The organism is Pseudolysinimonas yzui (assembly GCF_014653215.1).
In the GTDB taxonomy this organism is placed as follows: domain Bacteria; phylum Actinomycetota; class Actinomycetes; order Actinomycetales; family Microbacteriaceae; genus Pseudolysinimonas_A; species Pseudolysinimonas_A yzui.
On the sequence record NZ_BNAI01000005.1, the window covers coordinates 106,099 to 131,373 of the forward strand.

At 71.6% G+C, this 25,275-nt stretch carries 26 protein-coding genes; 12 read left to right on the forward strand and 14 right to left on the reverse strand.

Going from position 1 to position 25,275, the window contains the following annotated elements; genetic code table 11:
* Positions 1-40: 40 nt before the first annotated feature.
* The 6 genes from IE173_RS12000 to IE173_RS12025 form a co-directional block, all read right to left on the reverse strand.
* Complete coding sequence (locus IE173_RS12000) at positions 41-1,060, reverse strand: glycosyltransferase family 4 protein (RefSeq protein ID WP_191283734.1); 1,020 nt, start codon at positions 1,058-1,060, stop codon at positions 41-43.
* Positions 1,061-1,065: 5 nt separating this feature from the next.
* A complete protein-coding gene (locus IE173_RS12005) occupies positions 1,066-1,995 on the reverse strand; it encodes a glycosyltransferase (RefSeq protein ID WP_229842086.1) in 930 nt (309 codons plus the stop codon).
* A 128-nt stretch (positions 1,996-2,123) separates the two neighbouring features.
* The gene (locus tag IE173_RS12010; RefSeq protein ID WP_191283736.1) at positions 2,124-3,170 is read right to left on the reverse strand and encodes a glycosyltransferase; all 1,047 of its coding nucleotides are present in this window, start codon (positions 3,168-3,170) and stop codon (positions 2,124-2,126) included.
* Complete coding sequence (locus IE173_RS12015) at positions 3,167-4,330, reverse strand: glycosyltransferase family protein (protein ID WP_191283737.1); 1,164 nt, start codon at positions 4,328-4,330, stop codon at positions 3,167-3,169. The genes IE173_RS12010 and IE173_RS12015 overlap by 4 nt, the downstream gene beginning before the upstream one ends.
* Entirely contained in the window at positions 4,323-5,279 is a 957-nt protein-coding gene (locus IE173_RS12020) for a glycosyltransferase family 2 protein (RefSeq protein WP_191283738.1), read from the reverse strand. Before IE173_RS12020 ends, IE173_RS12015 begins: the two co-directional genes overlap by 8 nt.
* A complete protein-coding gene (locus tag IE173_RS12025) occupies positions 5,276-5,794 on the reverse strand; it encodes an acyltransferase (RefSeq protein ID WP_229842073.1) in 519 nt (172 codons plus the stop codon). The genes IE173_RS12020 and IE173_RS12025 overlap by 4 nt, the downstream gene beginning before the upstream one ends.
* Before the next feature lie 276 nt (positions 5,795-6,070).
* Between IE173_RS12025 and IE173_RS12030 the strand changes: the two genes are divergently transcribed.
* The 8 genes from IE173_RS12030 (at position 6,071) to IE173_RS12065 (ending at position 14,875) form a co-directional block, all read left to right on the forward strand.
* Positions 6,071-6,976: a YveK family protein gene (locus IE173_RS12030; RefSeq protein ID WP_191283740.1), complete on the forward strand. Its 906-nt coding sequence runs from the start codon at positions 6,071-6,073 to the stop codon at positions 6,974-6,976.
* Positions 6,973-8,529: an O-antigen ligase family protein gene (locus IE173_RS12035; protein WP_191283741.1), complete on the forward strand. Its 1,557-nt coding sequence runs from the start codon at positions 6,973-6,975 to the stop codon at positions 8,527-8,529. The genes IE173_RS12030 and IE173_RS12035 overlap by 4 nt, the downstream gene beginning before the upstream one ends.
* Positions 8,530-8,537: 8 nt before the next feature.
* Positions 8,538-9,356, forward strand: coding sequence for a glycosyltransferase (locus IE173_RS12040; protein WP_191283742.1), 819 nt, complete (start codon positions 8,538-8,540; stop codon positions 9,354-9,356).
* The gene (locus IE173_RS12045) at positions 9,353-10,822 is read left to right on the forward strand and encodes a lipopolysaccharide biosynthesis protein (RefSeq protein ID WP_191283743.1); all 1,470 of its coding nucleotides are present in this window, start codon (positions 9,353-9,355) and stop codon (positions 10,820-10,822) included. The genes IE173_RS12040 and IE173_RS12045 overlap by 4 nt, the downstream gene beginning before the upstream one ends.
* Positions 10,819-11,976, forward strand: a complete 1,158-nt coding sequence (locus IE173_RS12050) for a right-handed parallel beta-helix repeat-containing protein (protein ID WP_191283744.1) — start codon at positions 10,819-10,821, stop codon at positions 11,974-11,976. The genes IE173_RS12045 and IE173_RS12050 overlap by 4 nt, the downstream gene beginning before the upstream one ends.
* Positions 11,973-12,866, forward strand: a complete 894-nt coding sequence (locus tag IE173_RS12055; protein ID WP_191283745.1) for a polysaccharide pyruvyl transferase family protein — start codon at positions 11,973-11,975, stop codon at positions 12,864-12,866. Before IE173_RS12050 ends, IE173_RS12055 begins: the two co-directional genes overlap by 4 nt.
* A gap of 112 nt (positions 12,867-12,978) precedes the next feature.
* Positions 12,979-13,542 (forward strand): hypothetical protein, encoded by a 564-nt coding sequence (locus IE173_RS12060; protein WP_191283746.1) that lies wholly within the window; start codon positions 12,979-12,981, stop codon positions 13,540-13,542.
* Between the two features lie 46 nt (positions 13,543-13,588).
* A complete protein-coding gene (locus tag IE173_RS12065; RefSeq protein ID WP_191283747.1) occupies positions 13,589-14,875 on the forward strand; it encodes an adenylosuccinate synthase in 1,287 nt (428 codons plus the stop codon).
* Between the two features lie 212 nt (positions 14,876-15,087).
* On the opposite strand, the gene IE173_RS12070 is transcribed toward IE173_RS12065, so the two are convergent.
* Together IE173_RS12070 and IE173_RS12075 are read right to left on the reverse strand one after the other, a co-directional pair.
* Positions 15,088-15,498, reverse strand: coding sequence for a VOC family protein (locus IE173_RS12070; RefSeq protein ID WP_191283748.1), 411 nt, complete (start codon positions 15,496-15,498; stop codon positions 15,088-15,090).
* A 10-nt stretch (positions 15,499-15,508) separates the two neighbouring features.
* Positions 15,509-15,961: a helix-turn-helix transcriptional regulator gene (locus IE173_RS12075; protein ID WP_191283749.1), complete on the reverse strand. Its 453-nt coding sequence runs from the start codon at positions 15,959-15,961 to the stop codon at positions 15,509-15,511.
* Positions 15,962-16,002: 41 nt separating this feature from the next.
* Between IE173_RS12075 and IE173_RS12080 the strand changes: the two genes are divergently transcribed.
* Positions 16,003-16,266: a hypothetical protein gene (locus IE173_RS12080; RefSeq protein ID WP_191283750.1), complete on the forward strand. Its 264-nt coding sequence runs from the start codon at positions 16,003-16,005 to the stop codon at positions 16,264-16,266.
* Position 16,267: 1 nt separating this feature from the next.
* Here the strand turns inward: IE173_RS12080 and IE173_RS12085 are convergent, their stop codons facing one another.
* Positions 16,268-16,921, reverse strand: coding sequence for a hypothetical protein (locus IE173_RS12085; RefSeq protein WP_191283751.1), 654 nt, complete (start codon positions 16,919-16,921; stop codon positions 16,268-16,270).
* Positions 16,922-16,953: 32 nt separating this feature from the next.
* Here IE173_RS12085 and IE173_RS12090 point away from each other — a divergent pair, with 32 nt between their 5' ends.
* From IE173_RS12090 to IE173_RS12100, 3 genes are read left to right on the forward strand one after another with little or no spacing between them, the layout of a single operon-like run.
* Complete coding sequence (locus tag IE173_RS12090) at positions 16,954-17,583, forward strand: GNAT family N-acetyltransferase (RefSeq protein WP_191283752.1); 630 nt, start codon at positions 16,954-16,956, stop codon at positions 17,581-17,583.
* 10 nt (positions 17,584-17,593) lie between these two features.
* Positions 17,594-17,917, forward strand: a complete 324-nt coding sequence (locus IE173_RS12095; RefSeq protein WP_191283753.1) for a chorismate mutase — start codon at positions 17,594-17,596, stop codon at positions 17,915-17,917.
* The gene (locus tag IE173_RS12100; RefSeq protein WP_191283754.1) at positions 17,914-18,855 is read left to right on the forward strand and encodes an SDR family NAD(P)-dependent oxidoreductase; all 942 of its coding nucleotides are present in this window, start codon (positions 17,914-17,916) and stop codon (positions 18,853-18,855) included. The genes IE173_RS12095 and IE173_RS12100 overlap by 4 nt, the downstream gene beginning before the upstream one ends.
* On the opposite strand, the gene IE173_RS12105 is transcribed toward IE173_RS12100, so the two are convergent.
* From IE173_RS12105 to IE173_RS12125, 5 genes are read right to left on the reverse strand one after another with little or no spacing between them, the layout of a single operon-like run.
* Positions 18,827-21,199: an HAD-IC family P-type ATPase gene (locus IE173_RS12105; protein WP_191283755.1), complete on the reverse strand. Its 2,373-nt coding sequence runs from the start codon at positions 21,197-21,199 to the stop codon at positions 18,827-18,829. The genes IE173_RS12100 and IE173_RS12105 overlap by 29 nt on opposite strands.
* An 18-nt stretch (positions 21,200-21,217) precedes the next feature.
* On the reverse strand, positions 21,218-23,512 hold the full coding sequence (gene purL, locus IE173_RS12110; RefSeq protein ID WP_191283756.1) for a phosphoribosylformylglycinamidine synthase subunit PurL: 2,295 nt from the start codon (positions 23,510-23,512) through the stop codon (positions 21,218-21,220).
* Between the two features lie 11 nt (positions 23,513-23,523).
* A complete protein-coding gene (locus IE173_RS12115; protein WP_191283757.1) occupies positions 23,524-24,075 on the reverse strand; it encodes a TetR/AcrR family transcriptional regulator in 552 nt (183 codons plus the stop codon).
* Positions 24,072-24,704 carry a GNAT family N-acetyltransferase gene (locus IE173_RS12120; RefSeq protein ID WP_191283758.1) on the reverse strand — a complete coding sequence of 211 codons (633 nt, stop codon included), beginning with the start codon at positions 24,702-24,704 and terminating at the stop codon, positions 24,072-24,074. Before IE173_RS12120 ends, IE173_RS12115 begins: the two co-directional genes overlap by 4 nt.
* The gene (locus IE173_RS12125) at positions 24,701-25,243 is read right to left on the reverse strand and encodes a hypothetical protein (protein ID WP_191283759.1); all 543 of its coding nucleotides are present in this window, start codon (positions 25,241-25,243) and stop codon (positions 24,701-24,703) included. The genes IE173_RS12120 and IE173_RS12125 overlap by 4 nt, the downstream gene beginning before the upstream one ends.
* Between the last annotated feature and the right edge of the window lie 32 nt (positions 25,244-25,275).

Sequence of the window (25,275 nt, forward strand, 5' to 3'; positions counted from 1 at the left end):
CGCCCCGGGTGAATCGCCCTAGGTCGTCAACCGACCGCGGTCAGCGAGTCGATGCTCTTGCGTAGGCGTCGCGCACAGCTGTTGTCATCGCCGTGGCGCTGGAAACAACGGCAACGGCGGCGGTGCGGCGAGCGACCCTCCGCGCGTAGGCGGGGTCGCTGAAATATCGGGTCACGGCCCCGGCGAGCTGATCCGGGCGCTCGCCGGCGAGGGCGTAGCCGAGCGAGTTCATGCTCGGGATGTCGCGCGCGAGCACCGGGGTCCCGAGCGTGGCCGCCTCGATCGTCGAGAGCGGGCCACCCTCCCACGCTGCCGAGTGCAGGTAGAGCCGCGCCTGCGCAACCCGCCGCGCTGCCTGCTCGGGCGGGGTCCACCCGGTCACCTCGACTCCAGCGCGAACCAGGGCGTCGCGGGCATCCGGGTCGCCGTCGCCGATCCACACGTACCGCCACGGCTGCTCTCGGGTTGAGGCAGCGACTGCCGCGAACAGCCCCGGATCCTTCTGCGGCGAGATGCGTCCGACCATCACGACCTCGGCGGGGTCACTTGGCGGGGCACGCGTTGCGGGCGCCTCGAACGGTGCCGGGTTGAGCGCGAGGGCCACCGGCACCCGGGAGCTCAGTCGGCGACTGAGCGACGCTTCGCGTCCGCTCACCGCGACGACGGCGCGGGTGCGGCGAGCCAGCAGCCACTCGATCGCGGCGAAGCCGGCCCGGGGAACGGCGCCGAGGTCGCGGCGCTCCATCGCGTAGCAGTGCGGCGAGTAGACGATCGCCGTACCAAGCGGCAGCACGGCGCGGGCCGCCCCGGCGAAGCTGGAGTGCAGGTGCACGATGTCGGGTCGCTCCTGCCGTACCTTGCGCACCAGCCGCACGAAGAAGCCCGCGAGGCCGCCCGCGTAGTGCTCGTGCTCCACCGGGCGTGACCAGGAGTAGGTCGACTGCCCGTCGCGAGCGCGAGAGAAGACGGCGTGCTCGACCTCGGGCAGGTGGTCGACGTAGTTGGCGATCGCCGACTGCACGCCGCCGCCGAGCGCTTCGGTCACGTGCAGCACGCGCATGGCGGTCACGCGAGGTGCACGGGCTCGGGGTCGCCGACCGAGGCGACCCGCCAGTGCAGGCTCTCGAGCAGGTCGTCGAGGGTGATCTCGTCGGCTTCGCGCACGAGGGCGAGTCCCTCGCTCGCGACGAAGGCGGCGAGATCATCCTGGTGGCCGTCGACGTGCTCGCCGTGGGCGGCGCGGCGGGGCACGACGATCGGTCGCTTGCCGAGTTGCAGCGCGGTGAGGATCGACCCGGTGCCGGCGTGGGAGATCACCAGATCGGCGGCCGCGATCTCCGCCCGGAGCTGCTCGTTCGGCAGGCTCTTCACGGTCGAGATACCCAGGTCGGAGACATCCGACGGGCCCACCTGCCAGAGCACCGACCAGTCGGCCGGGATGATCGCATAGAGGCTGCGGACCAGGCGTTCGAAGCCATAGTGCGCGTTGCCGCCGACGGTGACGACGACCCGCGGCGTGACGGTCGACGGTGAAGCCGACACGGCTTGGAACCCCTCGAACACCGACAACGCGTACTGCCATCGGTCGTCGGCGGCGAACGGATACTGCACGTAGCGGTTGATGCCGGGCACGCGGGCGAGCACGCGCCCCGTGGCCGACAGCTCGCGCACCCGGGTGCCGCTCTCGATGTACGAGAAGGGCACGCCGAAGGTCTTCGCGGCGAGCATCGCCGACAGCGCCATCTGCGCGCCCGTGCTGTACACGTGGTCGATCGACTCGCGGCGGAACACCCCGCACAGCCGCACGTAGTCGCGCAGGATGCCGAGGTAGGCCCGCGGTGCCCGGTTGGGCAGGTCGACGACCCGCTGCCCGGCGAGCATCGACTCGCTCTGCGCGGTCGCGTCGGTCACCCAGAGCACGTCGTCGCGCGGAACGATCCTCGGTCGCAGCAGATTCAGCTGCGTGAGGTGCCCCCCGCTCGTCGCCACAAGCATCGTCGTCACGTCGTCTCCCCCCGAGAAAGCGCTTGAGTGCCGACGACGTTGGCGAGCCACCCCCATTCGGGGGCCATCTCCATCCCACCCCGCGGGCGCCGGGAAGCGCAAGCGTTCCCAGCGAACGCTCACCTGGGCGGGCGGGCCAGGGTGAGGCGGTAGCCGGCGATCGTGTCGTCGGCGATGCGGCTCCACGAGTACGCGGAGAGCTCGGGCGGGATCGGGCGGGGCTCTGTCGCCCAGCCGACGGCATCCTCGAGCGTCTGCGTGTCGAGGTCACCGGAGTAGGTGCGCACCCACGCAGGTCCGAGGTCGGCCGCGAGTTCCGGCATCGCCCCGAGCGCGGGCACCAGCACCGGTCGATGCGCCGACAGGGCGAGCAGGGCCGCTCCCGAGTTCAGGATGCGCCGATAGGGCAGCGCGATGAGGTCGGCGGCGGCGAGCCAGGTGGCGAGGCGCGCGTCATCCAGGTGGGCGAGGTCGAGGCGGATGCGGGGGTCGCCCGCCGCGGCGCGCTCGACGGAATCCGCGGTCGCGTCGCCGTCGGGGGCACCGGCGATCGCGAGCCGCAGCTCGGGGTCGGCGGATCGGCGTGCGACCTCGGCGAGTCGGTCGAGGTTCTTGTACGGCCGTACCTGGCCGACGGCGACGACGAGCCGGGCGTGCGGGTCGAGCCCGAGCTCGGCGCGGGCGGCGTCGCGGTCCCACCGGAACGGGTAGGCGCCCTGGTAGTCGCCGTGGCGGGTGCGGAACACCGGCACCTCATCGCCGAGCCGGGCGCGCGCGGCGCGGTCGCCCGCCTCGCTCATGCTGAACACCGCGTCGACGTCGCGCGCCAGCATCCGGTCGAGCGCCGCGCGCACGCGCCGGGTGGAGCGCTCCTCGTGGGCGCCGTCGTTGTGCACGGTCCAGACCAGCCGGGTGCCCCGCCGGCGCGCGCGCCGGATGAGCCGGGTGAACGCGGCGATGCGGGCCTCCGCCTGCCACGGTCGGTGCGTGCTGAGGAACAGCAGCTCGGGCCAGTGCAGGTGCACGATGTCGGGGCGCGCCCGCAGCAGATCGCGGAGCGCGAACTCCCGCATCTCCACACCGGTCGCCGCAAGCGCATCCGCCAGCAGCGCGTTGTACGGATTCGCGTGGCGGGTCGCGTAGGCGGGGGCGGCGGCGACGATCATGCGCGCGCCCGCACGGTTCCGGCCCGGAAGGCGACATCGAGGATGCGGTCGTGCCGGCTGCGCCACGAGTTCGCGGCGACGAAGTCCAGGCGCGCGTCCTCGTCGGCCGGGCCGAGGGCGAGCGCCTCGTCGAGCCGGTCGGCGAACTGCGCCGTCGTGTCGGTGAGCAGCACCCGCGGGTCGATGCCGCGCACCGGGGCGAGGTCGATCGACAGCACCGGGGCGCCGCCGGCGAGGTACTCGTAGATCTTGAGCGGACTCATCGCCTCGGTGAGCGCGGTGCGCGCGTGCGAGACCAGGCAGAGGTCGCTGTTGCGCACGGCGGCGACGAGGCCGGCGCGGTCGGTCGGAGGCAGCACGTGGATGTTCGGCACCCCGTACAGGGGCGCGACGGCCTCGGCATCTCCGACGACGCCGAGCAGCACCACCTGGAGGTCGGGGCGGCGGGGGGCGAGTTCGAGCAGCCCCGGCACGTCGAGGCGCGAGTCGAGCGTGCCGACATACAGAGCCCGCGGATGCGGGATGCCGGCGAGCCAGGCGGGATCGGCCGGCTTCGGGCCGACCCACTCGGCGGGCTCGACGCCGTTCGGCACCACGAGCGCCTCCCCGGTCGGCTCGATGCGATCGAGGATCGCCTGCGACACCGCGATGACGGGGCGGCCGCTGGCGCGGAGACGCGCGTAGGACTCGCGCAAGGCGGGCCACCATGCGCGGCGGGCCGGCAGCTGGGTCCAGTCATCCCGGGCGTAGTAGGTGGCTCCGGCGGCCCAGTCGAACGGGCTGTAGCCCGCAGCGAACGGGCTCGCCGTGATGACGGCTACATCCGACATGCCTTGCGCGCTCGCGGACGCGGCCAGGGCCGCGTCGTAGGCGCGGCCCTGGCGCTCCTGGCCGGGGATCGACACGGGGTCGACGCTTCGCCAGCTGACCGGGGTGACGTGGGAGCGCCCCGGGCTGGCCGGGAACGGGGCATCGTGCCGGCCGAGCAGGCGCTTCGCGAGACGGCGCGCGGCGTTGCGGGGCGGGTCGGCGACGAGCAGCTTCCGCACGTCGGGGTGCTCGAGCAGCGTGAGGGCGAGCCGGTCGGGCGGGCGCGCCATGCCGCGGGCGACGGCATCCGACCAGGTCTCGAAGGTGAAGGTGAAGACCACGTCACGCATGGGTGGCCTCCTTGCCGAAGATGAGCTCTCGTGCCGCGGGGTAGCCGGGCAGCCACTGGTTGCGGTGCCGCCAGGCGTGGGCCCACATCCGGTCGCGCCGCCGCGTGAGGGTCTCGAGCCCGGCGCGCAGCAGCACGCCTGCCCCGAGCATCCCGACCCCGATGCGGGCGCGCAGCGGCGACCAGGCCGACCGCAGCAGGGTGACCTTGCCGGCGAGCACCATCGTCATCTTGCGGCCGCGGGCACCCGTCGACGCGCCGACCGCGTGCACGATCGCGGCGTCGGGCACGATCACCGGGCGCATGCCCGCGCGGGCTGCGCGCAACGAGAACTCGGCGTCCTCGCCGTACAGGAAGAAGCGCTCATCCATGCCGCCGATCCGCTCGAAGTCAGCGCGGCTGACGAGCAGTAGGCATCCGGTGACGACCGGCACCTCGCGCACCGTGTCGCGCGGCCAGCGGCCGAGCGACTCGGGGTCGAACACCGGCGAACCGGCGAATGCCGTCGAGAGTCCCGAGGCGAAGCAGGCGAGCGACCACAGGGTCGGGGCGCCCCAGCACGACGACGGGTCGAGCTCGCCGTCTTCGCGGAAGGTGCGCCCGCCGTAGACGCCGTGCTCGGGATGGGCCCGGGCGAACGCGAGCAGCGCGGGGAGGGCTCCGGGCCGCACCACGGTGTCGGGGTTGAGCAGCAGCAGGTAGTCGGCGGTACTCGCCTCCGCCCCGAGGTTCACCGCGCGCGCGAAGCCGAGGTTGCCGCCGGAGCGCAGCACCGTCACGGCGGGAAACTCGAGCTCGAGGGCATCCGCCGATCCATCGGCCGAGTCGTTGTCGACGACGACGATCTCGGTGTCGGCCGCGGGAGGATGCGCGAGCACCGACCGCACGCAGTCGAGGGTGCGCTCCCGGGTGTTGTAGCTGACGATCAGCACCGCCACGTCGGCGTTCATCCGCTGGTCTCCTCGGGTTCGGGCCGCATCCCGATCACCTTCGCGGGGATGCCGCCGGCGATGCAGTCGGGCGGCAGGTCGCGGGTGACGACCGCGCCGGCGCCGACGACCGCCCCCGCGCCGATCGTCACCCCCGCCGTCACGACGACGTTGGCGCCGAGCCAGACCCCGTCGCCGATCACGACGTCGCGTTCGACCTTCGGCTGGTCCATCACCGGGGTGCCGCGCACGATCCCGTAGTTCGACGCGGTCACGACGACCCCCGGGGCGAGCAGGCACTTCTCGCCGAAGACGATCCGCCCCGTGGAGTTGCCCGCCCAGATCACCGAGTGCTCGCCGATGTGGGTTCCGGCGCCGATCTCGATGCGCTCCGCGTTGCGGAACGAGACGTTCGGCGCGAAGGTGACCCCCGGCCCGCGCCGCAGCAGGGTGCGGGGCCGGGTGTGGCTGTACGCCGTGAAGTGCGCAAGGCGCAGTTGATGCAGCCACGTTCTCGGATCGAGAACTGAGCGCACGGCTCTTCCGAGCGACGCCATGAAGGACCCCCATCACCCCATGCCGCTCGCTGCGGCCGTCGTCTCTAGCGTCACCCGTTCGGGGGGTCTGCGCACACCTGATGGGGTGGATGTCCAGCAAGTTCCCAGTTGACATCGCACCCGCCCGCCTGCCTACGGTGAGTGCAGGGGTGGCCCCCGTCCGGGGGATAGGGGCCTGCCGGCAAGGACGCCGATTCGCTGAAAAGTCCAGGGGTGCATCGCACTCGAATCGACAGTTCAACCGGGGGTAACACCATGAATCTCACCAACATGTTCCGCGTCATCGGACGGCATAAGGCTCTTCTGATCTTCGGAATCCTCATCGCGCTGGCTGCGGCGATGTTCACCGCATTCAAGCTGGAGACCGGCACGTTCCTGCAGGGAACGCTCGAGCCGCGCACCCAGATCGAGTACCGCGCCTCGACGAACATCCTCGTCAGCGACCCGGTCTCGGTCTTCTCGTCGCGCAACGCGACGCAGGTCGTCCCCGATGGCGCGACCGCCGCGAGCGCTCGTGATCTGGCATCGCTCACCGTCGTCTACGCGTACCTCGCGTCGAGCGACGAGCTGCTCGCCCAGGTCGAGGAGCAGGTCGGCCCGCTCGGCCCCGACGAGTCGCTCACCGCGCAACAGCGCACCACCCAGCCGACCGCCCAGACGAACACCGGCACCTACCGGCTGCCGATTCTCGACATCATGGGCACCTCGTCCGACCCGGCGCGCGCCGAAGAGATCTCGCGCACCGCGGCGGCCCTGTTCCAGGAGTACGCGGCGGCGCAGCAGGATGCCGCCGGAGTCGCGCCGGAGTCGCGGGTGCAGCTGCCCATCATCGATGAGCGGTCGGCGCAGCCGGTCGACGGCACCAACCCGGCCCTGCCGGTCGTCGCCGTCGGCATCGGCGTGCTGCTCGGATTCCTCGCCCTGATCTTCGCGGTCGACAACGCCCAGGCCGGCCGCCGCGACGCCGCAACGGTGTCGCCGGCGCGCGAGCCGATCCCGTCGCCGATGCCCGCATCGGCCGTGCGCCCCGGACCGACGCCCGTGTTGCAGCCGACTCCGGTCGCGCAGCAGTCGACACCCGTCGGCGCCGGTCAGGTGGCCTATCGCCCGGCACCGCAGCCGCAGGCACAGCAGGCGCAACAGGCTCCCCAGCGCTGGTGAGCACGCGACCCGAGCGCGTCGACGACCGCCGTGCCGAACAGCGGGTGCGGGCGATCGCCGGCACCGCGCTGCTGCTGATCGCGGCGGGGGCGGGGATCTTCTTCGCCGACCCCCTCACCGCGGGTGCCCTCATCGGCATCGTCGCGTGCCTCTACCTGTTCCGGGCCACGGTCTTCAGCTGGCCGGGTGCGGTCGTCGCGCTCGTCGTCGTGATCTGTCTCGTGCCCGCCCGTCGGTACACGCTGCCGGTCAGTCTGCCGTTCGCCGCCGAGCCCTACCGGATCGTCATCGTGCTGCTGCTCGTGATCGTCGTGCTGGCCCTGTTGCTCGACCCGGCGTTCCGCTGGCGCCGCCTCGAGTTCGGAGGCCCTGTCGGCTTCTTCTTCGCGACGCAACTCGTGTCGATCGCCGTCAACGTGCCCGGTCTCGTCGACCTCGGGCTCGCCCCGAACGCGGTCATCAGCCTGTTCAGCCTGCTCGTCATCTGCGCCGTGTTCGTCGTCGCGCGCCAGATCTTCCGCTCCCGCGCGATCGTGCGGTTCACCCTCATGGTGACGGTCGGATGCGGTGCGCTCGTCGGTGCGCTGGCGAGCGTCGAGCGCGTGACGCGGCAGAACTGGTTCCTCGACTTCTTCTCGGCGTTGCCGCTTCAACGGCTCTCCGAAGAGGACTCGCTGTTCGTCAAGGAGGGCACCGCGCGGGCGTTCGCGTCGGCGCAGCATCCGATCGCCCTCGCCGTGTTCCTGTGCCTGCTGATCCCGCTCGGCATCTATCTCGCCCGCCACGCGAACTGGCCGCGCAACCCGGTGTCGCGCGAATTCTTCTGGATGGGCTGCACGATGCTCATCGGGCTCGGGATGGTGTCGGCCGTATCGCGCACGGCGTTCGTCTCGCTCGCCGTGATGCTCGTCATCGCGATCCTGCTGCGTCCCCGGCTGCTGCCGAAGGTGGCGCTCTACGGTGCCGTCGCGGTCTGCGCGGCGCTGCTGGTGTCGGCACGCAACGTGCTCGCGATGATCACCGAGCTGCTCGACCCGCAGGCCCTCATCGAGTCGCAGATGACGTCGCCCGGCTGGACCGGCTCGGGGCGGCTCGCCGACCTCGGCCCGAGCCTGGAGGAGGCGGCGGCCCGGCCGTTCACCGGCAGCGGGCTGGGCAGCCGGGTGACGATGGGCGAAGGCGCGAACGCCTTCATCCTCGACAACCAGTACCTCTCGACGCTGCTCGAGTCGGGAGCGCTCGGCGTGCTCGGGATGCTCGTGCTGTTGCTCGTGCCGGCGGTGCGGCTCGCCCTGTTCTCGCGGTGGCCGGCCGAGCGGATCGGCGGGGTCGCACCCGACGAGCGCCGTGACCTCGCGGCCGCCGTCGCGGTGTCGATCAGCGGCTACGTCGTCGCGCTGCTCTTCTTCGACGGCTTCTCGTTCATCCAGACCCTGCTCACCTTCTTCCTGCTGCTCGCCGCCGGGTCGTGGGCGCTCGCCGGGGAACGCCTGCCGCGCTGGGAGGAGCGCCGCGCCCGGCGCGTGCTCGAACGCGAGGTGGAGCCGGTATGAGCGCCGAGATGAGTGTCGTGATTCCGGCCCACAACGAGGAGCGGGTGCTGCCGCGCCTGCTGGCGAGCCTCGCCGACGAGCGGCTCGAGATCATCGTGGTCGCCAACGGCTGCTCGGATGCCACGGCCGACGTCGCGCGCGCGGCCGGGGTGCGGGTCGTCGAACTCGCGGAGGGCTCGAAGGTCGCGGCGCTCGACGCCGGTGACGAGGCCGCCTCGGTGTTCCCGCGCGCCTACGTCGATGCCGACATCGAGATCGACGCGGCAGGCTTGCTCGCCGTCGCCGCCCGGCTGCGCGACGGGCCGGAGCTCGTCGCTTCCCCCGGGCTGCGCCTCGACCTGAGCGGAGCGTCGTGGCCGGTGCGGGCCTACTACGCCGTATGGGAGGTCAGCTCGTTCCGACGACGTGGCCACATCGGTTCCGGCGTCTACGTGCTGTCGGCCGAGGGCCGTCGCCGCTTCGGCGCGTTCCCGCCGGTGATCGGTGACGACCGCTTCGTGCAGGGGCTGTTCGGGCACGCCGAGCGTGCCACCGTCGACGATGCCGAGTTCGTCGTGCGGCCGCCGCGTACCCTTCGGGCGCTGCTCGCCCGCGGTGCACGGATCGCGGCGGGGAACCGTCAGCTGCAACGGGCCGGACTCGCCGGGCACGCCCCCACCCGGGGCGCGTCGCTGGGCGAGCTCGTCGGCACCGTCGCGCGACGCCCCGCCCTGTGGGGCCCCTTCCTGATCTACGTCGGGGTGCAGCTGCGCACCGCCGCGCTCGCCGACCGCAAACTCCGGATCTCCGACGAGGTCTGGGACCGCGACGAGACGAGTCGGCGATGACCACGACGACCGCGACCCCGGATCTCGCGCACCGCGCCAGCCGCGGCACCCTGATGACCGTCGGGGCGCAGTGGTCGCGCACCGCGCTGCAGCTCGTCTCGACGGTCGTGCTCGCCCGGCTGCTCGCGCCCGCCGACTTCGGCCTGATCGCGATGGTCATGGCGATCGTCGGTGTCGCCGACCTCATCCGGGAGTTCGGGCTGAGCGGCGCGATCGTGCGGCTGCGTGAGATCGACGCGGGGATGTGGGCCGCCATCCACCGCTTCTCGCTCGCCCTCGGCATCCTCGCCGGCGGACTCGCCGCGGCATCCGCCCCCCTCGTCGCGATGCTGTACGGCGAGGAGCGGCTCATCGCCCTGACGCTCGCGATCGCACCGCTCGTGCTCGTCAACAGCGTGGCCATGCCGCTGCAGGCGGCCCTGCAGCGCGACCTGCGCTTCGGCACGATCGCGATCGTCGAGATCGTCGCCGCGGTGGTCGGCGTCGCCGCCGCGATCACGGCGGCCGCGCTCGGCGCCGGGGTCTGGTCGCTCGTGCTGCTGCCGGGCGTCTCGGCCCTCGTGCGGCTCGTCGGCTTCGTCATCATCCGCCGCCCGCCGCTCGCGCACGCCCGGCCGTGGCGGGAACTGCGCCCGGTCATCGGCACCGGCGGCAGCATCTTCGGCGTCGAGTTACTCAACTACGCGGCCCGCAACCTCGACAACGTGCTCGTCGGCCGCGCCCTCGGCCCCGCCGTGCTCGGCGTCTACACCCGCGCCTACGCGCTGCTCATGCTGCCGATCAGCCAGCTCAACGGGCCGCTCGCCCGCGTCGGGCTGCCGGTGCTGTCGCGGCTGCGGGATGACGAGGATGCCTACCGCCGTTACGTGCGCGCGGCGATGCTGATGATCGCGTACGCGGCCATCCCGACCTTCGCGCTGCTCGCCGCCCTCGCCGGGCCGCTCGTGCTCGTGCTGCTCGGCGACGCGTGGACCGAGGCGGCGCCGATCTTCGCCCTCCTCGCGATCGCCGGAGCCGCCCAGGCCCTCGGAAACGTGTCGGGCTGGCTGTACGTGTCGCTCGGGCGCGCCCACCGCCAGCTCGCGTACTTCGCCGCGACGAAGCCGCTCGTGATCGCCGCCTTCGTCGTCGGCTTGATGTGGAACGGGGTGCACGGGCTCGCCCTGCTCTACGGCCTCGTCTCGTGCGCGTTGCTCGTGCCCGGTTTCCTGCTGGCGATCCGTGGCACGTTCGTCACCGCCGCGGATGTGTTCCTCCCCGTGCTGCGGCCGGTGTTGCTCGCGCCGTTCGCGTTTGCGGCGGCGGCCGCGGTGTCTGCGCTGCTCGATCCCACCCCGTTCCTGGCTCTCGGGGCGGGGGCGCTCGCTGGGGTCGCGGTGTTCGCGGCGGCTCTGCTCATTCCTGCGTATCGGCGTGACGCCGCACGGATCGTCCATGTGATCTCCCGGGCGAGGAGGACTCGATGAACCCGACTGCTGCGCTTCTCGCCCTGCCCGTGACGCTCGGGGTGGTGGTGCTCGCCGGCTGCGCCGCGCCGCCCGCGCCCCGCGACGACGCGCCGGGCGTCACCCGGTATGCCGCCGTCGACGGAAGCGGGTCGACCTGCTCGGCCGAGGAACCGTGCGCGGTCGCCGACGCCATCGCCCGGGCCGAGGGGGGCACGGTGCTGCTCACGGCCGGCGACTACGGCGACCTCGAACTCGGGGGTGGCAGCTCTCAGGCGGTCGTGCGCACCGACGAGGTGGTGCTGGAACCGGCGGACGGGGCCGAGGTCGTCGTCGGCAAGCTCACGCTCGACCTGCCCGCGACGACCTGGCGCGGGGTGACCTTCACCGGCGGGATCTACCTCGACACCGCGGCGGGTCGCACCGTGCTCGACGGCATCCACGTCGACGGCTCGGGCGTGTTCGTGCACGCCGTCGACGTGACGATCAGCGACTCGGTCATCGAGAACGGCACGTCGATCGACGGCATCCAGATCGCCGGGGCACGGAAGGTGACGATCGAGAACTCCACAATCCGCGGCTTCGGGCAGGGCCCGGGCAGCGATGTGCACTCCGACTGCGTGCAGATCTTCGACAGCTCGGAGGTGGTGCTGCGCGGCAACTACCTGGGCAACTGCGACAACGCCGGCCTCATCTTCTCGCCGGGGGGCGGCGACGGCATCAGCGACGTTCTCGTCGAGGCCAACCGCATCCAGGGTTGCGTCGTCGAGACGGAGCGCTGCAGCGGCGGCACCGCCTTCGATCTGCGCGACGTGACGACGATCACCGACGTCGTGGTGCGCAACAACACGATGCTCGACGGGTCGGTCATGGTCGACCCGCTCGACGGTCTCGTGTTCGACCGCAACATCGTCGACTACGTGTCGAACTGCGCGATGCCGATGACGAACTCGATCGTCGCGTCCTGGAACACCGGGAACTGCGACCGTCCCGACGCGCTCGGACGGGACGGAAACCGTCAGGGGGAGGTGCGAGTGCGGGATCGACAGAGCGGTGATCTCGCACTGGTGGATCCCCAGGACGCGGCGATCGACCCCACGGGAGCCGGGGCTCCTGCCTCGGTCGGGTTCGATGGGGAACCCCTGCCCGCCGATCAGGCGGGAGCCGGCGGGTGACCCGCCGCGACGGGCAGCTCGAACTCGTGGACGTCGCGGGCGTCGAGGTCGCCGCGTGGAATCCGGTGCGCGACACCGGACGCTGGGGCCGACGGGCGCTCGTGTCGCGGCCGGTCGGCAACTTCGGTGACCTGCTCGGCCCGGTGATCGTACGAGAACTGGTCGCGCAGCTCGGGCTCGGGGCCGCTCGCGTCCCGGGGCGACGGCTGCTCGCGGTGGGGTCGGTGCTGCACTTCGGCCGCCCGGGCGATGTCGTCTGGGGCGCCGGCCGCAACGCGAAGGCCGGCCCGCCGCCGGACGGCCTCGACGTGCGCGCCGTGCGCGGGCCGCGCACGGGGGTCGACTACCCCGGCGCGGTCGTGGGCGGCGACCCGGCTCTGCTGCTCGGCGGCCTGCGCCCCGACCTGCTCGTCGAACCGGCCGCGCGATCCGGGGTGGTGGTCGTGCCGAACCTCAACGAACTCGCCCGGCTGCGCGATCGCCGCGGGGTGTTGTCGCCGCGCGCCCCGCTCGCCCGGGTGCTGCGCACCATCGCGCGCAGCACGCTGGTCGTCGGCTCGTCGTTGCACGGGGTCATCGTCGCCGAAGCGCTCGGCGTGCCGGCCCGCGCGGTGCGCGCGGTCGAGGAGCCCCCGCTGAAGTACGAGGACTACTACCTGGCGACGGGGCGTGACCCCGACGAGGTCGTCGCGGCCAGCGTCGAGGAGGCGCTCGAGCGCGGGGGTGCGCCCGCGCCCGCATGGGATCCGAATCCGCTGCTGGGGGCGTTCCCGGCGGAACTGTGGGCCGGGGTTCCGGTCACGGGCGCGGTCGAAGGGGTCGCGCAGCGAACCCGTGAGGCGGCTGGGCATTGGCGGCGTGACCCCCGAACAGGGGTGATCGCCGGATGAACCGGGCGTAGCGTCGAAGACAGGTTTCGATACGCGTCCGCCGACCGGCGGGCGCTACTCAACCCAAGGGTTTCACGAACGACGGGGGAGGTCACTCGTGGGAAAGCATGTATTGACGGGTCCGCGCCGCCGCGCGCGGGCACTCGCGCCGGCCGCGACGGCGCTCGCGATCGGGATCGCGGTCACCGGTGCCGCCGCGGCACCGGTGTTCGCGCACGGTCCCGGCGACGGCGGCGACATCTACGGCGACGGCGGCTACGACGACGGGTGGGACCGCGGCGGCTGGGATGGCGGCGGCTGGGGCGACGGCAACTGGGGAGACCACAAGGACGATCCGCCGGTCGCGCCCGCCCCTCCGGCACCCGAGCCGGCAGCGCCCGCACCGGCACCTCCGGCACCTCCCGCACCAGCGCCCCCGGCACCTCCCGCGCCGGCACCGGCGGAACCCGCCGCACCGGCGCCCGCCCCGGCCGCGCCGACCACCGTCGTCGAGCCCGCGGTGGCACCGCTGCAGCCGACCACGGTCAGCGCGGTGAAGAGCGCCTCGCCCTCGACGGCGGCCCCCACCCAGGACGAGACGGATGCCGCCGCAGCGATCGCCACGGGCGTCGGCCTCGCGGCCGCGGCCGGCTTCGGTCTGCTGCTGGTGCGTTCGCGTCGCGGCGGTGTCGCCTAGATAGGATGGGGTGTAATCCCTCCGTTACTTTCTAGGGAGTTCCCGCATGCCCGCCATCGTGATCGTCGGCGCCCAATGGGGCGACGAAGGCAAGGGCAAGGCGACCGACCTGCTCAGCAGCCGGCTCGACTACGTCGTCAAGTTCAACGGCGGCAACAACGCCGGTCACACCGTCGTCATCGGCGACGAGAAGTACGCGCTGCACCTGCTGCCGTCCGGCATCCTCACCCCCGGCGTCGTGCCGGTGATCTCCAATGGAGTCGTCGTCGACATCGAGGTGCTGTTCGAAGAGCTCGACGCCCTCACCGCGCGCGGGCTCGACGTGTCGAAGCTCGTCGTGAGCGCGAACGCCCACGTCATCACCTCCTACCACCGCACGATCGACAAGGTCACCGAGCGGTTCCTCGGCAAACGCCAGATCGGCACCACCGGCCGCGGCATCGGACCGGCGTACGCCGACAAGATCAACCGCGTCGGCATCCGCATTCAAGACCTCTTCGACGCGAACATCCTGCGCCAGAAGGTCGAAGGCGCCCTGCACCAGAAGAACCACCTGCTGGTGAAGGTCTACAACCGCCGCGCGATCGCCGTCAACGAGGTCGTCGACGAACTGCTCTCGTACGCCGAGCGGCTGCGCCCGATGGTCGCCGACACCTCGCTGCTGCTGCACCAGGCGCTCGAGGCCGGCAAGACGGTGCTGTTCGAGGGCGGCCAGGCGACCATGCTGGATGTCGACCACGGCACCTACCCGTTCGTCACCTCCTCGTCGGCGACTGCCGGCGGCGCCGCGACCGGATCGGGCATCGGCCCGGCCAGGCTCGAGCGCATCATCGGCATCGTGAAGGCCTACACGACCCGCGTCGGGTCGGGGCCGTTCCCGACCGAGCTGTTCGACGCGAACGGCGACTTCCTGCGCGAGACCGGCAACGAGTTCGGCACCACCACGGGCCGCCCGCGCCGCGTCGGCTGGTACGACGCCCCGATCGCCCGGTACGCCGCGCGCATCAACGGCATCACCGACTTCGTGCTCACCAAGCTCGACATCCTCACCGGTCTCGAGCAGATCCCGGTGTGCGTCGCCTACGACGTCGACGGGGTGCGCTTCGACGAACTGCCGGTCAACCAGAGCGACTTCCACCACGCCACCCCGATCTACGAGACCTTCCCCGGCTGGGCCGAAGACATCACCGGCGCCCGCACCTTCGACGACCTGCCGAAGAACGCGCAGGACTACGTGCTCGCCCTCGAGAAGATCAGCGGCTCGCGCATCTCGGCGATCGGCGTCGGCCCCGCCCGCGACGCCATCGTCGTCCGCCACGATCTCATCGGCTGACCCCGCCTTCGGTGGTCGAGTAGCCCGCGCAGCGGGCGTGTCGAGACCACTCTCGGGGTTGTTCCGGGGCGACGTGTCGTCGATGGGTGACGGATGCTGCGCCGTGCCGATGACGCACCGTCGCCTCCGGCATCCGTCATCCCAAAGCGACGACGGCGACACCCCGCTCGGTCTCGACACGCGCCTTCGGCGCTACTCGACCGACGAGGGAGTCAGGCGGCCTTCTCGCCGACGCGCACCATGTTGCCGGCGGGGTCGCGGAACGCGCAGTCGCGCACGCCCCAGCCCTGATCCATCGGCTCCTGCAGCACCTCGCCGAGGCCCGACGCGCGGGCCTTCTCGAACGCGGCGTCGAGGTCGTCGGTGTCGAACACGATCGGGCCGAACGCCCCGAGGGCGACGAGGGATGCGATCTGGTCGCCCTCCTGTTCGCTCCGGCCGGCGTGCGGCTGGCTGATCACGATCTGCCCGACGCTCGAGCCGGGGGTGGCGAGGGTCACCCAGCGGAACTCGCCGTAGGGCACGTCGTTCACCACCTCGAGGCCGAGGGCGTCGCGGTAGAAGGCGACGGCCGCATCGACGTCGGGGGCGGTCACGGGGAAATGGGAAATGGAGATCGTCATGCCGAAAACGCTACGCGCGGCCGGCATCCATCGCTTCTCGAATCCTGCTCGGCTGCGACGCGGGTTGGCGACTCGGGCGCGTGCCGACCATCACCGTCTTCGGCGGCAGGTTCTCCCAGCCGGAGTGGTCGAGCGCGCGATAGGCGGATGGCGTCATCCCGACGATCTCGGTGAAGCGCGAGCTGAACGAGCCGAGTGACGTACAGCCGACCGCGAGGCACACCTCGGTCACCGACAGGTCACCGCGGCGCAGCAGGTCCTGCGCCCGCTCGATGCGCCGCGTCATCAGGTAGGAGTAGGGCGTCTCGCCGTAGGCCGCGCGGAACCGGCGGGCGAAATGCGACGGCGACATGAGCGCTCGCTGGGCCATCTCGGGCACGTCGAGCGGCCGGGCGTACTCGCGGTCGATGAGGTCGCGGGCTCGGCGCAGATGCGCGAGGTCGGCGAGCTCCTCCGGGGTCATGCGGCCTCCCCGTTCATGCACAGAAGCGTACGCTGCTGCTCATGCCCGACCTCCTGTGCCGCTCCTGCGGTTCGAGCAACGTCATCCCCGACGCCGTCGTCAACGATCACGACGCGGTGTCGTGGCGTCCGCTGGGGGTCACCGTGAGACTCGCGCATCCCGAGCAGACCGACATCCTCGGGCTGGTGACCGCGACGCGCGACTCGGTGACCGTGCCGCTGCACGCGCGGGTGTGCGGCGACTGCGGTGCCGCCGACCTCTACGCCGACGACCCCGCAGCGCTCTGGGCGGCGTACCGGGGCTGACTCAGGCCGAGGTCGCGAGCGCGTTGAACGCCGTGACCGACAGCCATGAGCCGAGGGCGACCGACAGCACCCACAGCCCGAGGGCGATCGCCCAGTCGGTCGGGGTCGGCGCCGTCACCTCTTCGGCTTCGGTCGGGGTGAGTCCGAAGTAGCGACGTGCCTTCCCCTCGTAGGCGAACCGCGCGCCGACGACGTTCACCGAGCCGACGAGCGTCGGGGTGAGGGCTTTGCTGCTGATCACGAACCAGACCGGCACGAGACCCATCACGATGAACATCACGCCGACGACGATGTTGCTGATGATGCCGACCCCACCGACCGCGCCGAGGATGAACTGGATGCCGAGGCCGACGAACAGGATCGGCCAGGCCCAGGCGACGAGCGACACCCCGAACCCGCGGGCGAAGAACAGCGCGACGCCGGCGGCGGCGAACATCCCGAAGATGCCGATCGGGGCGAACACGATCACCGCCTCGGGGCACTCGGTCTCGATCACATAGGGCCCGCCCGACGCGCAATACCCGCCGAGCCCGATGACGACGGCCGCGGCCTGGTAGAGCCCGAGGAAGAAGAAGGCGAACATCGCCCACGAGACGATGGCGCCGGCGAACCGCCAGCCGGGCGCGTCGAAACGACCGGATCCGTGCGAAGTCATGGCGACAACGTAGCGCCTGGGAGGATGTCGGGGTGACTGCCACTCGCCCCGAACGTCGTGTGCTCGACGGCCGGTTCATCCGCCTCGAGCCGTTCACGCCCGAGCACCTGCCCGGGCTCTGGGCCGCGCTCGGGCATCCCGAGGTGTTCGCGGGCGGGTACGGCGGCGGCCCGGCGGGTCTGCCCGCCGACGAAGCCGCTTTCGCCGAATGGGCGCCGAGTCACTTCCCGCACGAGCACGGCATCACCTACGTCGCTCGGCTGGTGGCGGGCCCGGACGCGGGCACGATCGTCGGCGCATCGAGCCTCGCCGATCTCGACCTCGAGAACGAGCACGCGCACATCGGCTGGACCGGCTGGGACCCGCGGGTGTGGGCGAGCCCGGTGAACCCGGAGGCGAAGCTGCTCATGCTCGGCACGGCGTTCGACCACGGGTTCGGGCGGGTGAGGTTGCAGGCGGATGCCCGCAACGAGCGGTCGCGCGGGGCGATCCTGAAACTCGGGGCGACGTTCGAGGGGATCAACCGTCGCGACAAGCGTCGAGCCGACGGGAGCTGGCGCGACACGGCGGTCTACTCGATCCTCATCGACGAGTGGCCGGGCGTGCGGGCGGGGCTGGAAGCGCGGCTCGCGACCGCTGTGCCGCCGATTCTCGCTCGGTAGGCTGTGGCCCATGGCCGAGATGGATGACGAGACCCGTGCGGAGCTCGCCGAGCTGCGGCAGAGCATCGACAACATCGACGCCGCTCTCACGCATCTGCTCGCGGAGCGGTTCAAGGCGACGCAGCGGGTCGGGCGCCTCAAGGCGAAGCGCGGGCTGCCGCCGTCGGATCCGGAACGCGAACGGGTGCAGACGGCCCGGCTGAAGGCGCTCGCGATCGAGGCGCAACTCGATCCGGCCTTCGCCGAGAAGTGGTTCAACTTCGTCGTCGCCGAAGTCATCCACCACCACGAGCAGATCGCGTCCACCGGAACGATCACGACGCCCCAGCCGTGAGCTGGGATCCGCGCAACCTGCCGTCGCAGGCGGGTCGCACCGTCGTCGTGACGGGCGGCAGCACGGGCATCGGCTACTGGGCCTCGGAGCAGCTGGCGCGCGCCGGGGCGCGAGTCATCATCGCCGCCCGCTACGCCCCGAAGGCGGCGGAGGCGATCGCCTCTATTCGCGCCCACGTTCCGGGCGCCGACGTCACGCACGTTCCGTTCGACCTCACCTCCATCGCCGCCGTGCGAAAGACGGCCACCACGATCGCCGAACTCGGCGGCGCCGACGTGCTCGTCAACAACGCCGGACTCGTCTTCCCACCGCCGCGCCGGAAGACCACCGAAGACGGACTCGAGTTGCTCGTCGGCGGCAACTTCGTCGGACACTTCGCCCTCACAGCCCTCGTCTTCCCCGTGCTGCGTGACCGGGTCGTCGGCCTCGGCTCGTACTCGACGAGGATGGTGCGTGTCGACCTCGACGACCTCATGTCCGTGAAGAAGTACCGCCCGTTCCGCGCGTACGCGTTCTCGAAGCACGCGGTGCACGGGTTCGCATTCGAACTCGATCGACGGCTGCGTGCCGCGGGGGATGCCCGCAAGTCGTTGCTCGCCCATCCCGGGTATGCGATGAACGAACTCTCCGAGAAGCGGCCCGGCGTGATCACCGACTCCTCGTGGTGGGTGCGCCTCGGCGGGCACCTGTCGGCACCCGTCGGGCAGGGCAAAGACCACGGCGCGTGGCCGGTGGTGCGCGCGGCGATCGATGCGGATGCCGAATCCGGCGAGTTCTACGGCCCGCGCGACATGTTCGGGTTGCGTGGCGCTCCCGTGGTCGGCCCCGCCGTCGCGTCGAGTGCCTCCCCCGAGTTCGGCGCCAAGCTGTGGGCGCTCGCCGAACAGTGGTCGGGCATCCCGTTCTCCCTCACCCAGCGGGGCGGGGCGGTTTCGTGAGGCGGTGGATGAGCTCCAGCGTCAGGGTGCCCGCTGCGGCGGCGCCGAGTGCCACGACGAGCGAGCCGGGTGAGGGCAGGGCGATCGCGAAGAAGTCGGTGACCAGGGGCACGGCGAACAGGATGCCGAGCCCGAGGTAGCCGGCGATCACCACGAGCAGCCGCGGGAGGTCGAGCGGCCGGCTGAGGATCGCGAGCACCCACAGGCCGACGAGAGTCAGGGTGATGACGGCGGCGGAGGGTACTTCGGCGTCGCGTCCCGATGCTCGCAGGACGAGCACGACGACGGCGACCGTCGCCGCGACGACGAGGCCGGAGGGGATGCAGAAGCGCGCCGCACGGGCGAGGAACCCCTCCCGGTAACGGCTGGTGTCGGGGAGCAGGGCCAGCACGAGGGCGGGCAGTCCGATGGTCAGGCCGTCGACGGCGGAGAGCTGCCGGGGCAGGAACGGGTAGGGCCAGAGCAGGCTTCCGAACAGCACGGCGAAGGCGACGGCGTAGACCGTCTTGGTGAGGAACAGTTTGGCGAGCCGTTCGACGTTGGCGATGACCCGGCGCCCTTCGGCGACGACGAGCGGCAGCTCGGCGAACTGCCCGTCGAGCAGGATGACGTCGGCGGCGGCGCGGGTGATCGCCGCGCCGGAGCCCATCGCGATGCCGAGGTCGGCGTGCTTGAGGGCGGGGGCGTCGTTGATGCCGTCCCCGGTCATCGCCACGACGCGGCCGCGCGCCCGCAGCGCCTGGATCATGAGGTTCTTCTGGTCGGGACGCACCCGGCCGAAGACGGAGTGCGTCTCGAGCACGGCATCCAGTTCCGCCGGATCCTCGGGCAGCCGGGTGGCGTCGTATCCGTCGCCGTCGGCGATGCCGGCCTCGCGGGCGATGGCGGCCACCGTCGCCGGGTGGTCTCCCGACAGCACCCAGAGCCGCACGCCTTCCGCGTGGAAGTAGGCGACGGTGTCGGCGGCGTCGGGCCGCAGATGCTCCTGGAATTCCAGCAGCGCGACGGGGGAGAGGCCGTCGGGGGGCGGGCCGCCCGCATCCTCGTCGGCGGTGAGCGGTCGGGCGCGGTGGGTCAGCACGAGGGTGCGACGACCGGCCACGGCCGAGATCTCGGCACGACCCCGCACGGGGGAACCAGGCGGCAACAGGGTGTCGGGCGCCCCGAGCACCCAGGCGCCCGCGGCGGGACCTGCCGCGAAACTCGCCGCGCTCCACCGGAACGACGATGAGAATCCGACGGTGCGCTCGGGAGCCTCCTCCGGGGCGCCGGTGAAGCGCTCCCGAAGCGCCCGGGCGGTCGCGTTGGCGCCAGCTTGCTCGCCGAACCAGGCGAGCACGGCGGCCCACCCCGGGCGCTCCTCGATGGGCGACACCTCGCGCAGCACGATCGACCCGTCGGTGAGGGTCCCGGTCTTGTCGAAGCACAGGGCATCGACGCGGGCCAGCACCTCGACGGCCGGCAGCTCTTGCACGAGCACCCGGCGGCGGGTGAGGGTGAGCGCCCCGACCGCAAGGGCGACGCTCGTCATGAACACGAGCCCCTGCGGCACCATGCTGACGATGCCGGCGACGGTGAGCAGCGCCCCCTCGCGCCAGGTACCGGTCGAGAAGGCGTGCTGCCATCCGCCGAGCGCCTGCAACTGCCCGTTGAACACCAGGAGCGCGACCGGCAGCAGGATCCAGCTGATCCAGCGGATGACGCGCGCGAGCCCTCGCCGCAGTTCGGAGTGCACGAGGGTGTACGACCGCAGATCCGACGCGACCCGGTTGGCGTACGAGTCGGCTCCGACACGGGTCACCCGGGCGAGCCCCTGCCCGCCGATGACGAACGACCCCGACAGCAGCTCGCGGCCGGGCTCGGCGTTCACGGCCTCCGCCTCGCCGGTGAGGAGGGATTCGTCGATGCCGAGTCCGGTGGTCTCCAGCACGACGGCGTCGGCGACGAGTTCGTCACCCGCCCCGAGCACCAGGATGTCGTCGAGCACGACGTCGGTCACCGGCACGGTTCTGACCGAGCCATCCCGCAACACCCGGGCTCCGGGGGCGGTCAGCACAGTGAGCCGGTCGAGGGTGCGCTTGGCCCGCACCTCCTGCACGATGCCGATGGTGACGTTGGCGATCACGAACACGCCGAACATCGCGTCCTGCCAGTAGCCGAGCACGAGCAGCAGGGTGAAGGCGCCGCCGACGATGAGGTTGAACAGGGTCAGCAGGTTGGCCCGCAGGATGTCGACGAGCGCGCGGCTGACCGGCGGGTGGTAGCCGTTCCCGAGCCCGGCGGCCAACCGCTCCGCAGCCTCGGCGGTGCTGAGGCCGGCGGAGGCGGGCGGAAGCCGGTTCATCGATCCGGACGCCGTCGATCAGACGGCGGGATACCCGACGACGGGGCCGAAGTGGGCGGCGAGGGTGTCGCGCGAGGTGCTCTGCAGCTCCTCGAGCGGGATCGCGAACTGGTCCTGCACCTCGAGCGCACCGCCGGTGTCGGTGACCCCGATGCGCAGCACCGGATAGCCGCGACCTTCGCACAGGCGCATGAACTTCACGTCTTCTTCGCGCGGCACGGCGACGAGCACGCGGCCGGTCGACTCCGAGAACAGCGCGGTGGCGAGGTCGACCCCGTCGCGCTCGAGCACCTCGTCGAGGAACACCCGGGCACCGACGCCGAACCGCAGCACCGCGTCGGTGAGGGCCGTCGCGAGTCCGCCGTCGGCGAGGTCGTGGGCCGCGTTGAGCAGCCCTTCGTGCGCGGCGGCGGCGAGCAGCTCACCGAGCGCCTTCTCGCGCCCGAGGTCGACGGCAGGAGGGCGCCCGCCGAGGTGGCCGTGGATGACGCCGGCCCAGGCGGAGCCGTCGAGTTCGAGCGCAGTCGTGCCGAGCAGGTACAGGTTGTCGCCGGCATCCTGCCAGCCCGACGGCACGCGCCGGGCGACGTCGTCGATCACGCCGAGCACCGCGACGACGGGGGTCGGGTGGATCGGCACCTCGCCCGTCTGGTTGTAGAACGACACGTTGCCGCCGGTGACCGGGATGCCGATCTCGAGGCAGCCGTCGGCGAGGCCGGTGACCGCGCGTTCGAACTGCCACATCACCTCGGGGTTCTCGGGGCTGCCGAAGTTGAGGCAGTCCGAGACGGCGACCGGGGTCGCACCGGTGACGGCGACGTTGCGGTACGCCTCTGCGAGGGCGAGCTGCGCCCCGTGGTACGGGTCGAGGTAGCAGTAGCGGCCGTTGGCATCCGTCGCCACCGCGAAGCCGAGCCCGCTCGTCTCGTCGACGCGCACCATGCCGCCGTCGTCGGGGTACGAGAGCGCGGTGTTGCCGAGCACGTACTTGTCGTACTGGTTGGTGATCCAGCTCTTGTCGGAGAGGTTCGCACTGCCGACGAGCTTCAGCAGGTCGGCGCGCAACTCGTCACCCGACGACGGGCGGGAGAGAGCGGATGCCGTGTCGGCGTTGAGCGCATCGATCCATGCCGGTCGCGACATGGGTCGGTCGTAGACGGGCCCGTCGATCGCGACCGTGGCGGGGTCGACATCCACGATCGTCTCGCCGCGCCAGGTGATCGTGAGTCGGCCCGAGTCGTTGACCTCGCCGAGCACGCTGGTCTCGACGTCCCACTTCGCGGTCACCGCGAGGAACCCCTCGAGCTTCGACGGGTGCACGATCGCCATCATGCGTTCCTGGCTCTCGCTCATCAGGATCTCTTCGGGCGTGAGCGTCGAATCGCGCAGCAGCACGGCATCCAGCTCGATCGCCATGCCGCCGTCGCCGTTGCTCGCGAGTTCCGAGGTGGCGCACGAGATGCCCGCGGCGCCGAGATCCTGGATGCCCTCCACGAGGTCGCCCGCGAAGAGTTCGAGGCAGCACTCGATGAGCACCTTCTCGGCGAACGGGTCGCCGACCTGCACGGCGGGGCGCTTCGTCGGGCCGCCCTCGGCGAAGGTGTCGGAGGCGAGGATGGATGCCCCGCCGATGCCGTCGCCGCCGGTGCGGGCGCCGAACAGCACGACCTTGTTGCCGGCGCCGCGGGCGTTCGCGAGGTGGAGGTCCTCGTGGCGGAGCACGCCGACCGCGAGCGCGTTGACGAGCGGGTTCGCCTGATACACCGGGTCGAACCAGGTCTCGCCGCCGATGTTCGGAAGTCCCAGGCAGTTGGCGTAGAACGAGATGCCGCTCACCACGCCGGGCACGACGCGGGCGGTGTCGTGGTGGTCGATCGCGCCGAAGCGCAGGGCGTCCATGACGGCGACGGGACGCGCGCCCATCGAGATGATGTCGCGCACGATGCCGCCGACGCCGGTCGCGGCGCCCTGGAACGGCTCGATGTACGACGGGTGGTTGTGGCTCTCGATCTTGAAGGTGACCGCCCAGCCCTCGCCGATGTCGACGACGCCGGCGTTCTCGCCCATGCCGACCATGAGGTTCTTCTTCATGTCGGCGGAGACCTTCTCGCCGAACTGGCGCAGGTGCACCTTGCTCGACTTGTAGGAGCAGTGCTCGCTCCACATCACCGAATACATGGCGAGTTCACCCGACGTGGGGCGACGGCCGAGGATGTCGCGGATGCGCTGATACTCGTCGGCCTTCAGGCCGAGGGCCGCGTAGGGCTGCTCTCGCTCGGGAGTGGTGGCGGCGTTCTCAACCGAGTCGATCATCACGGTCGAGTTTAGCCGCGAGCGGGCGGGCGGAGCGTCCGGTCGACGGCAGCGCGCAGCTCCCCACCGTCGGGGTGTTCACCGCGCAGGACGGCGAGCATCCCGTGACCTTCGACGAGCGCGACCACGTCGGCGGCGCAGGCCACGGGGTCGGGGTGTCCTTCGCGCTCGAGGGCGTCGGCGAGCAGCGTCGTCGCGGCGGAATAGGCCGCGCGCAGGGCGTCGCGAGCACGCGGGGCGACGGCAGTGAGGAAGGCGTAGTACGCGCCGGGCGACGCGAACGGGGAGATGGCGTCGAGCCCGGCCAGGTAGTCGCCGACGAGCGCGTGTGCGAGGTCGCTGGAGCTCGCCGCAGGGTCGGGCTCGGTCGAGATGGGGGCGGTGAAGAACCGGTGGATGACGGCGTCGAGCACCGCCTCTTTGCTCGCGAAGTGGTGGTAGAAGGCGCCCTTCGAGTAGGGCACCTCCGCGAGGATGCGCGCGACGCTGGTGCCGTCGTACCCGCGTTCGATGAACAGGCGGAAGGCGGCGTCGAGGATGACGTCGCGGGCGTCGGAACTCACGGCGTCTCGCCGCTGGGGATCGTCGGTCGGAACATCCCCCACACGGTAACGCTCCCCAGCTGCTGGATGCCGCGCTCGAGGAAGCCCCAGCGGCGGTAGCGCTCGACATTCCCCTCGTTCTCGGTCTCCAGCCGCACCCCGGCGGAGGTCGAGGCGCGGGCGATCGTCGCGTCGACGAGCAGCCTTCCGATGCCCGCACCGCGCAGCTGTGCGGCGACCCCGACGACCAGCAGCACGTGGTGGCGCTCGCTCGGAGCGAATCGTCGACCCACGAGATCGGCGTCGTTGAGCAGCCGCATCCCGTTGACCCCGACTGCCGTGAGGAGCGGCAGGAAGCGCACTCCGTCGACGACGCGGCGAACGATCCCGTGAACGGCGGAGGGTAGGGGGTCGTCGATCAGCGCGGCGCCGACGATCCGCCCGTCGAGTTCCGCCACGAGCACTGCGCCGTGCGCGTGCGCCGACCGTGCCGTGATGGCGAAGATCGCGCGGCGGGCCGCGGCGGCATCCGCTGCGTCGGCCACCGCCGCGACGACGAGCGGGTCGTGCTCGAACGCGTTGCCGAGCAGCTCCGCGACGGCCGGCAGCTCGGTGAGGTGCGCGGCGCGCACGGTGGCGGGCGTCGTCATGAGGCGCGGGTGTGGTCGACCGCGAACGCGTAGACGACCTTGAAGGCGAAGAGGATGCCGACGATGGCGAGCGCCCGGACATCGGTCACCAGCACCGCGGCGGCGGCGATGGCGATGAAGAACGTTCCGCCGATCACCCGCTGTTCGGGATGCGTCCGTAGCAGGTTGACGACGACCGCCCCTCCGATCGTCGCCGTCCACACGATGAGGGCCGGCACGAGCGGCAGGTCGAGCAACAGCGCCACCGCAACGAGGTGCAGGTGCACCGCGATGAACACCCAGCGAGCCGTGGGACGTGTCGAGTAGTGGTCGTTCGTGCCCGCCGTCAGGTTGGCGACCGCTCCGGCGGCGATGTCGGCGACGAGCAGCGCGGCGATCGCCACCCGCCACGGGGCGACGGCGGTCACCAGCTGCGGTTCGGCCGTCGCCACCGCGATCGGCACCGCGAGCGCTGCCGCCACGATGAGCACGATGGCGAGTGGACGTTGTCGGGCACCGAACACATCGTGCAAGGGCGAGGGGATGTCGAGGAGGACCATCTAGAAACCATACCAACCGGTCGGTCTGGTTC

What these genes read in the sequence shown, in the direction of transcription:
- IE173_RS12000 (WP_191283734.1), bottom strand. Translation starts at nt 1,060, where the DNA reads ATGCGCGTGCTGCACGTGACCGAAGCGCTCGGCGGCGGCGTGCAGTCG.
- IE173_RS12005 (WP_229842086.1), bottom strand. Translation starts at nt 1,995, where the DNA reads ATGCTTGTGGCGACGAGCGGGGGGCACCTCACGCAGCTGAATCTGCTG.
- IE173_RS12010 (WP_191283736.1), bottom strand. Translation starts at nt 3,170, where the DNA reads ATGATCGTCGCCGCCGCCCCCGCCTACGCGACCCGCCACGCGAATCCG.
- IE173_RS12015 (WP_191283737.1), bottom strand. Translation starts at nt 4,330, where the DNA reads ATGCGTGACGTGGTCTTCACCTTCACCTTCGAGACCTGGTCGGATGCC.
- IE173_RS12020 (WP_191283738.1), bottom strand. Translation starts at nt 5,279, where the DNA reads ATGAACGCCGACGTGGCGGTGCTGATCGTCAGCTACAACACCCGGGAG.
- IE173_RS12030 (WP_191283740.1), top strand. Translation starts at nt 6,071, where the DNA reads ATGAATCTCACCAACATGTTCCGCGTCATCGGACGGCATAAGGCTCTT.
- IE173_RS12040 (WP_191283742.1), top strand. Translation starts at nt 8,538, where the DNA reads ATGAGTGTCGTGATTCCGGCCCACAACGAGGAGCGGGTGCTGCCGCGC.
- IE173_RS12045 (WP_191283743.1), top strand. Translation starts at nt 9,353, where the DNA reads ATGACCACGACGACCGCGACCCCGGATCTCGCGCACCGCGCCAGCCGC.
- IE173_RS12050 (WP_191283744.1), top strand. Translation starts at nt 10,819, where the DNA reads ATGAACCCGACTGCTGCGCTTCTCGCCCTGCCCGTGACGCTCGGGGTG.
- IE173_RS12065 (WP_191283747.1), top strand. Translation starts at nt 13,589, where the DNA reads ATGCCCGCCATCGTGATCGTCGGCGCCCAATGGGGCGACGAAGGCAAG.
- IE173_RS12070 (WP_191283748.1), bottom strand. Translation starts at nt 15,498, where the DNA reads ATGACGATCTCCATTTCCCATTTCCCCGTGACCGCCCCCGACGTCGAT.
- IE173_RS12075 (WP_191283749.1), bottom strand. Translation starts at nt 15,961, where the DNA reads ATGACCCCGGAGGAGCTCGCCGACCTCGCGCATCTGCGCCGAGCCCGC.
- IE173_RS12080 (WP_191283750.1), top strand. Translation starts at nt 16,003, where the DNA reads ATGCCCGACCTCCTGTGCCGCTCCTGCGGTTCGAGCAACGTCATCCCC.
- IE173_RS12085 (WP_191283751.1), bottom strand. Translation starts at nt 16,921, where the DNA reads ATGACTTCGCACGGATCCGGTCGTTTCGACGCGCCCGGCTGGCGGTTC.
- IE173_RS12095 (WP_191283753.1), top strand. Translation starts at nt 17,594, where the DNA reads ATGGCCGAGATGGATGACGAGACCCGTGCGGAGCTCGCCGAGCTGCGG.
- IE173_RS12105 (WP_191283755.1), bottom strand. Translation starts at nt 21,199, where the DNA reads ATGAACCGGCTTCCGCCCGCCTCCGCCGGCCTCAGCACCGCCGAGGCT.
- purL (WP_191283756.1), bottom strand. Translation starts at nt 23,512, where the DNA reads ATGATCGACTCGGTTGAGAACGCCGCCACCACTCCCGAGCGAGAGCAG.
- IE173_RS12120 (WP_191283758.1), bottom strand. Translation starts at nt 24,704, where the DNA reads ATGACGACGCCCGCCACCGTGCGCGCCGCGCACCTCACCGAGCTGCCG.
- IE173_RS12125 (WP_191283759.1), bottom strand. Translation starts at nt 25,243, where the DNA reads ATGGTCCTCCTCGACATCCCCTCGCCCTTGCACGATGTGTTCGGTGCC.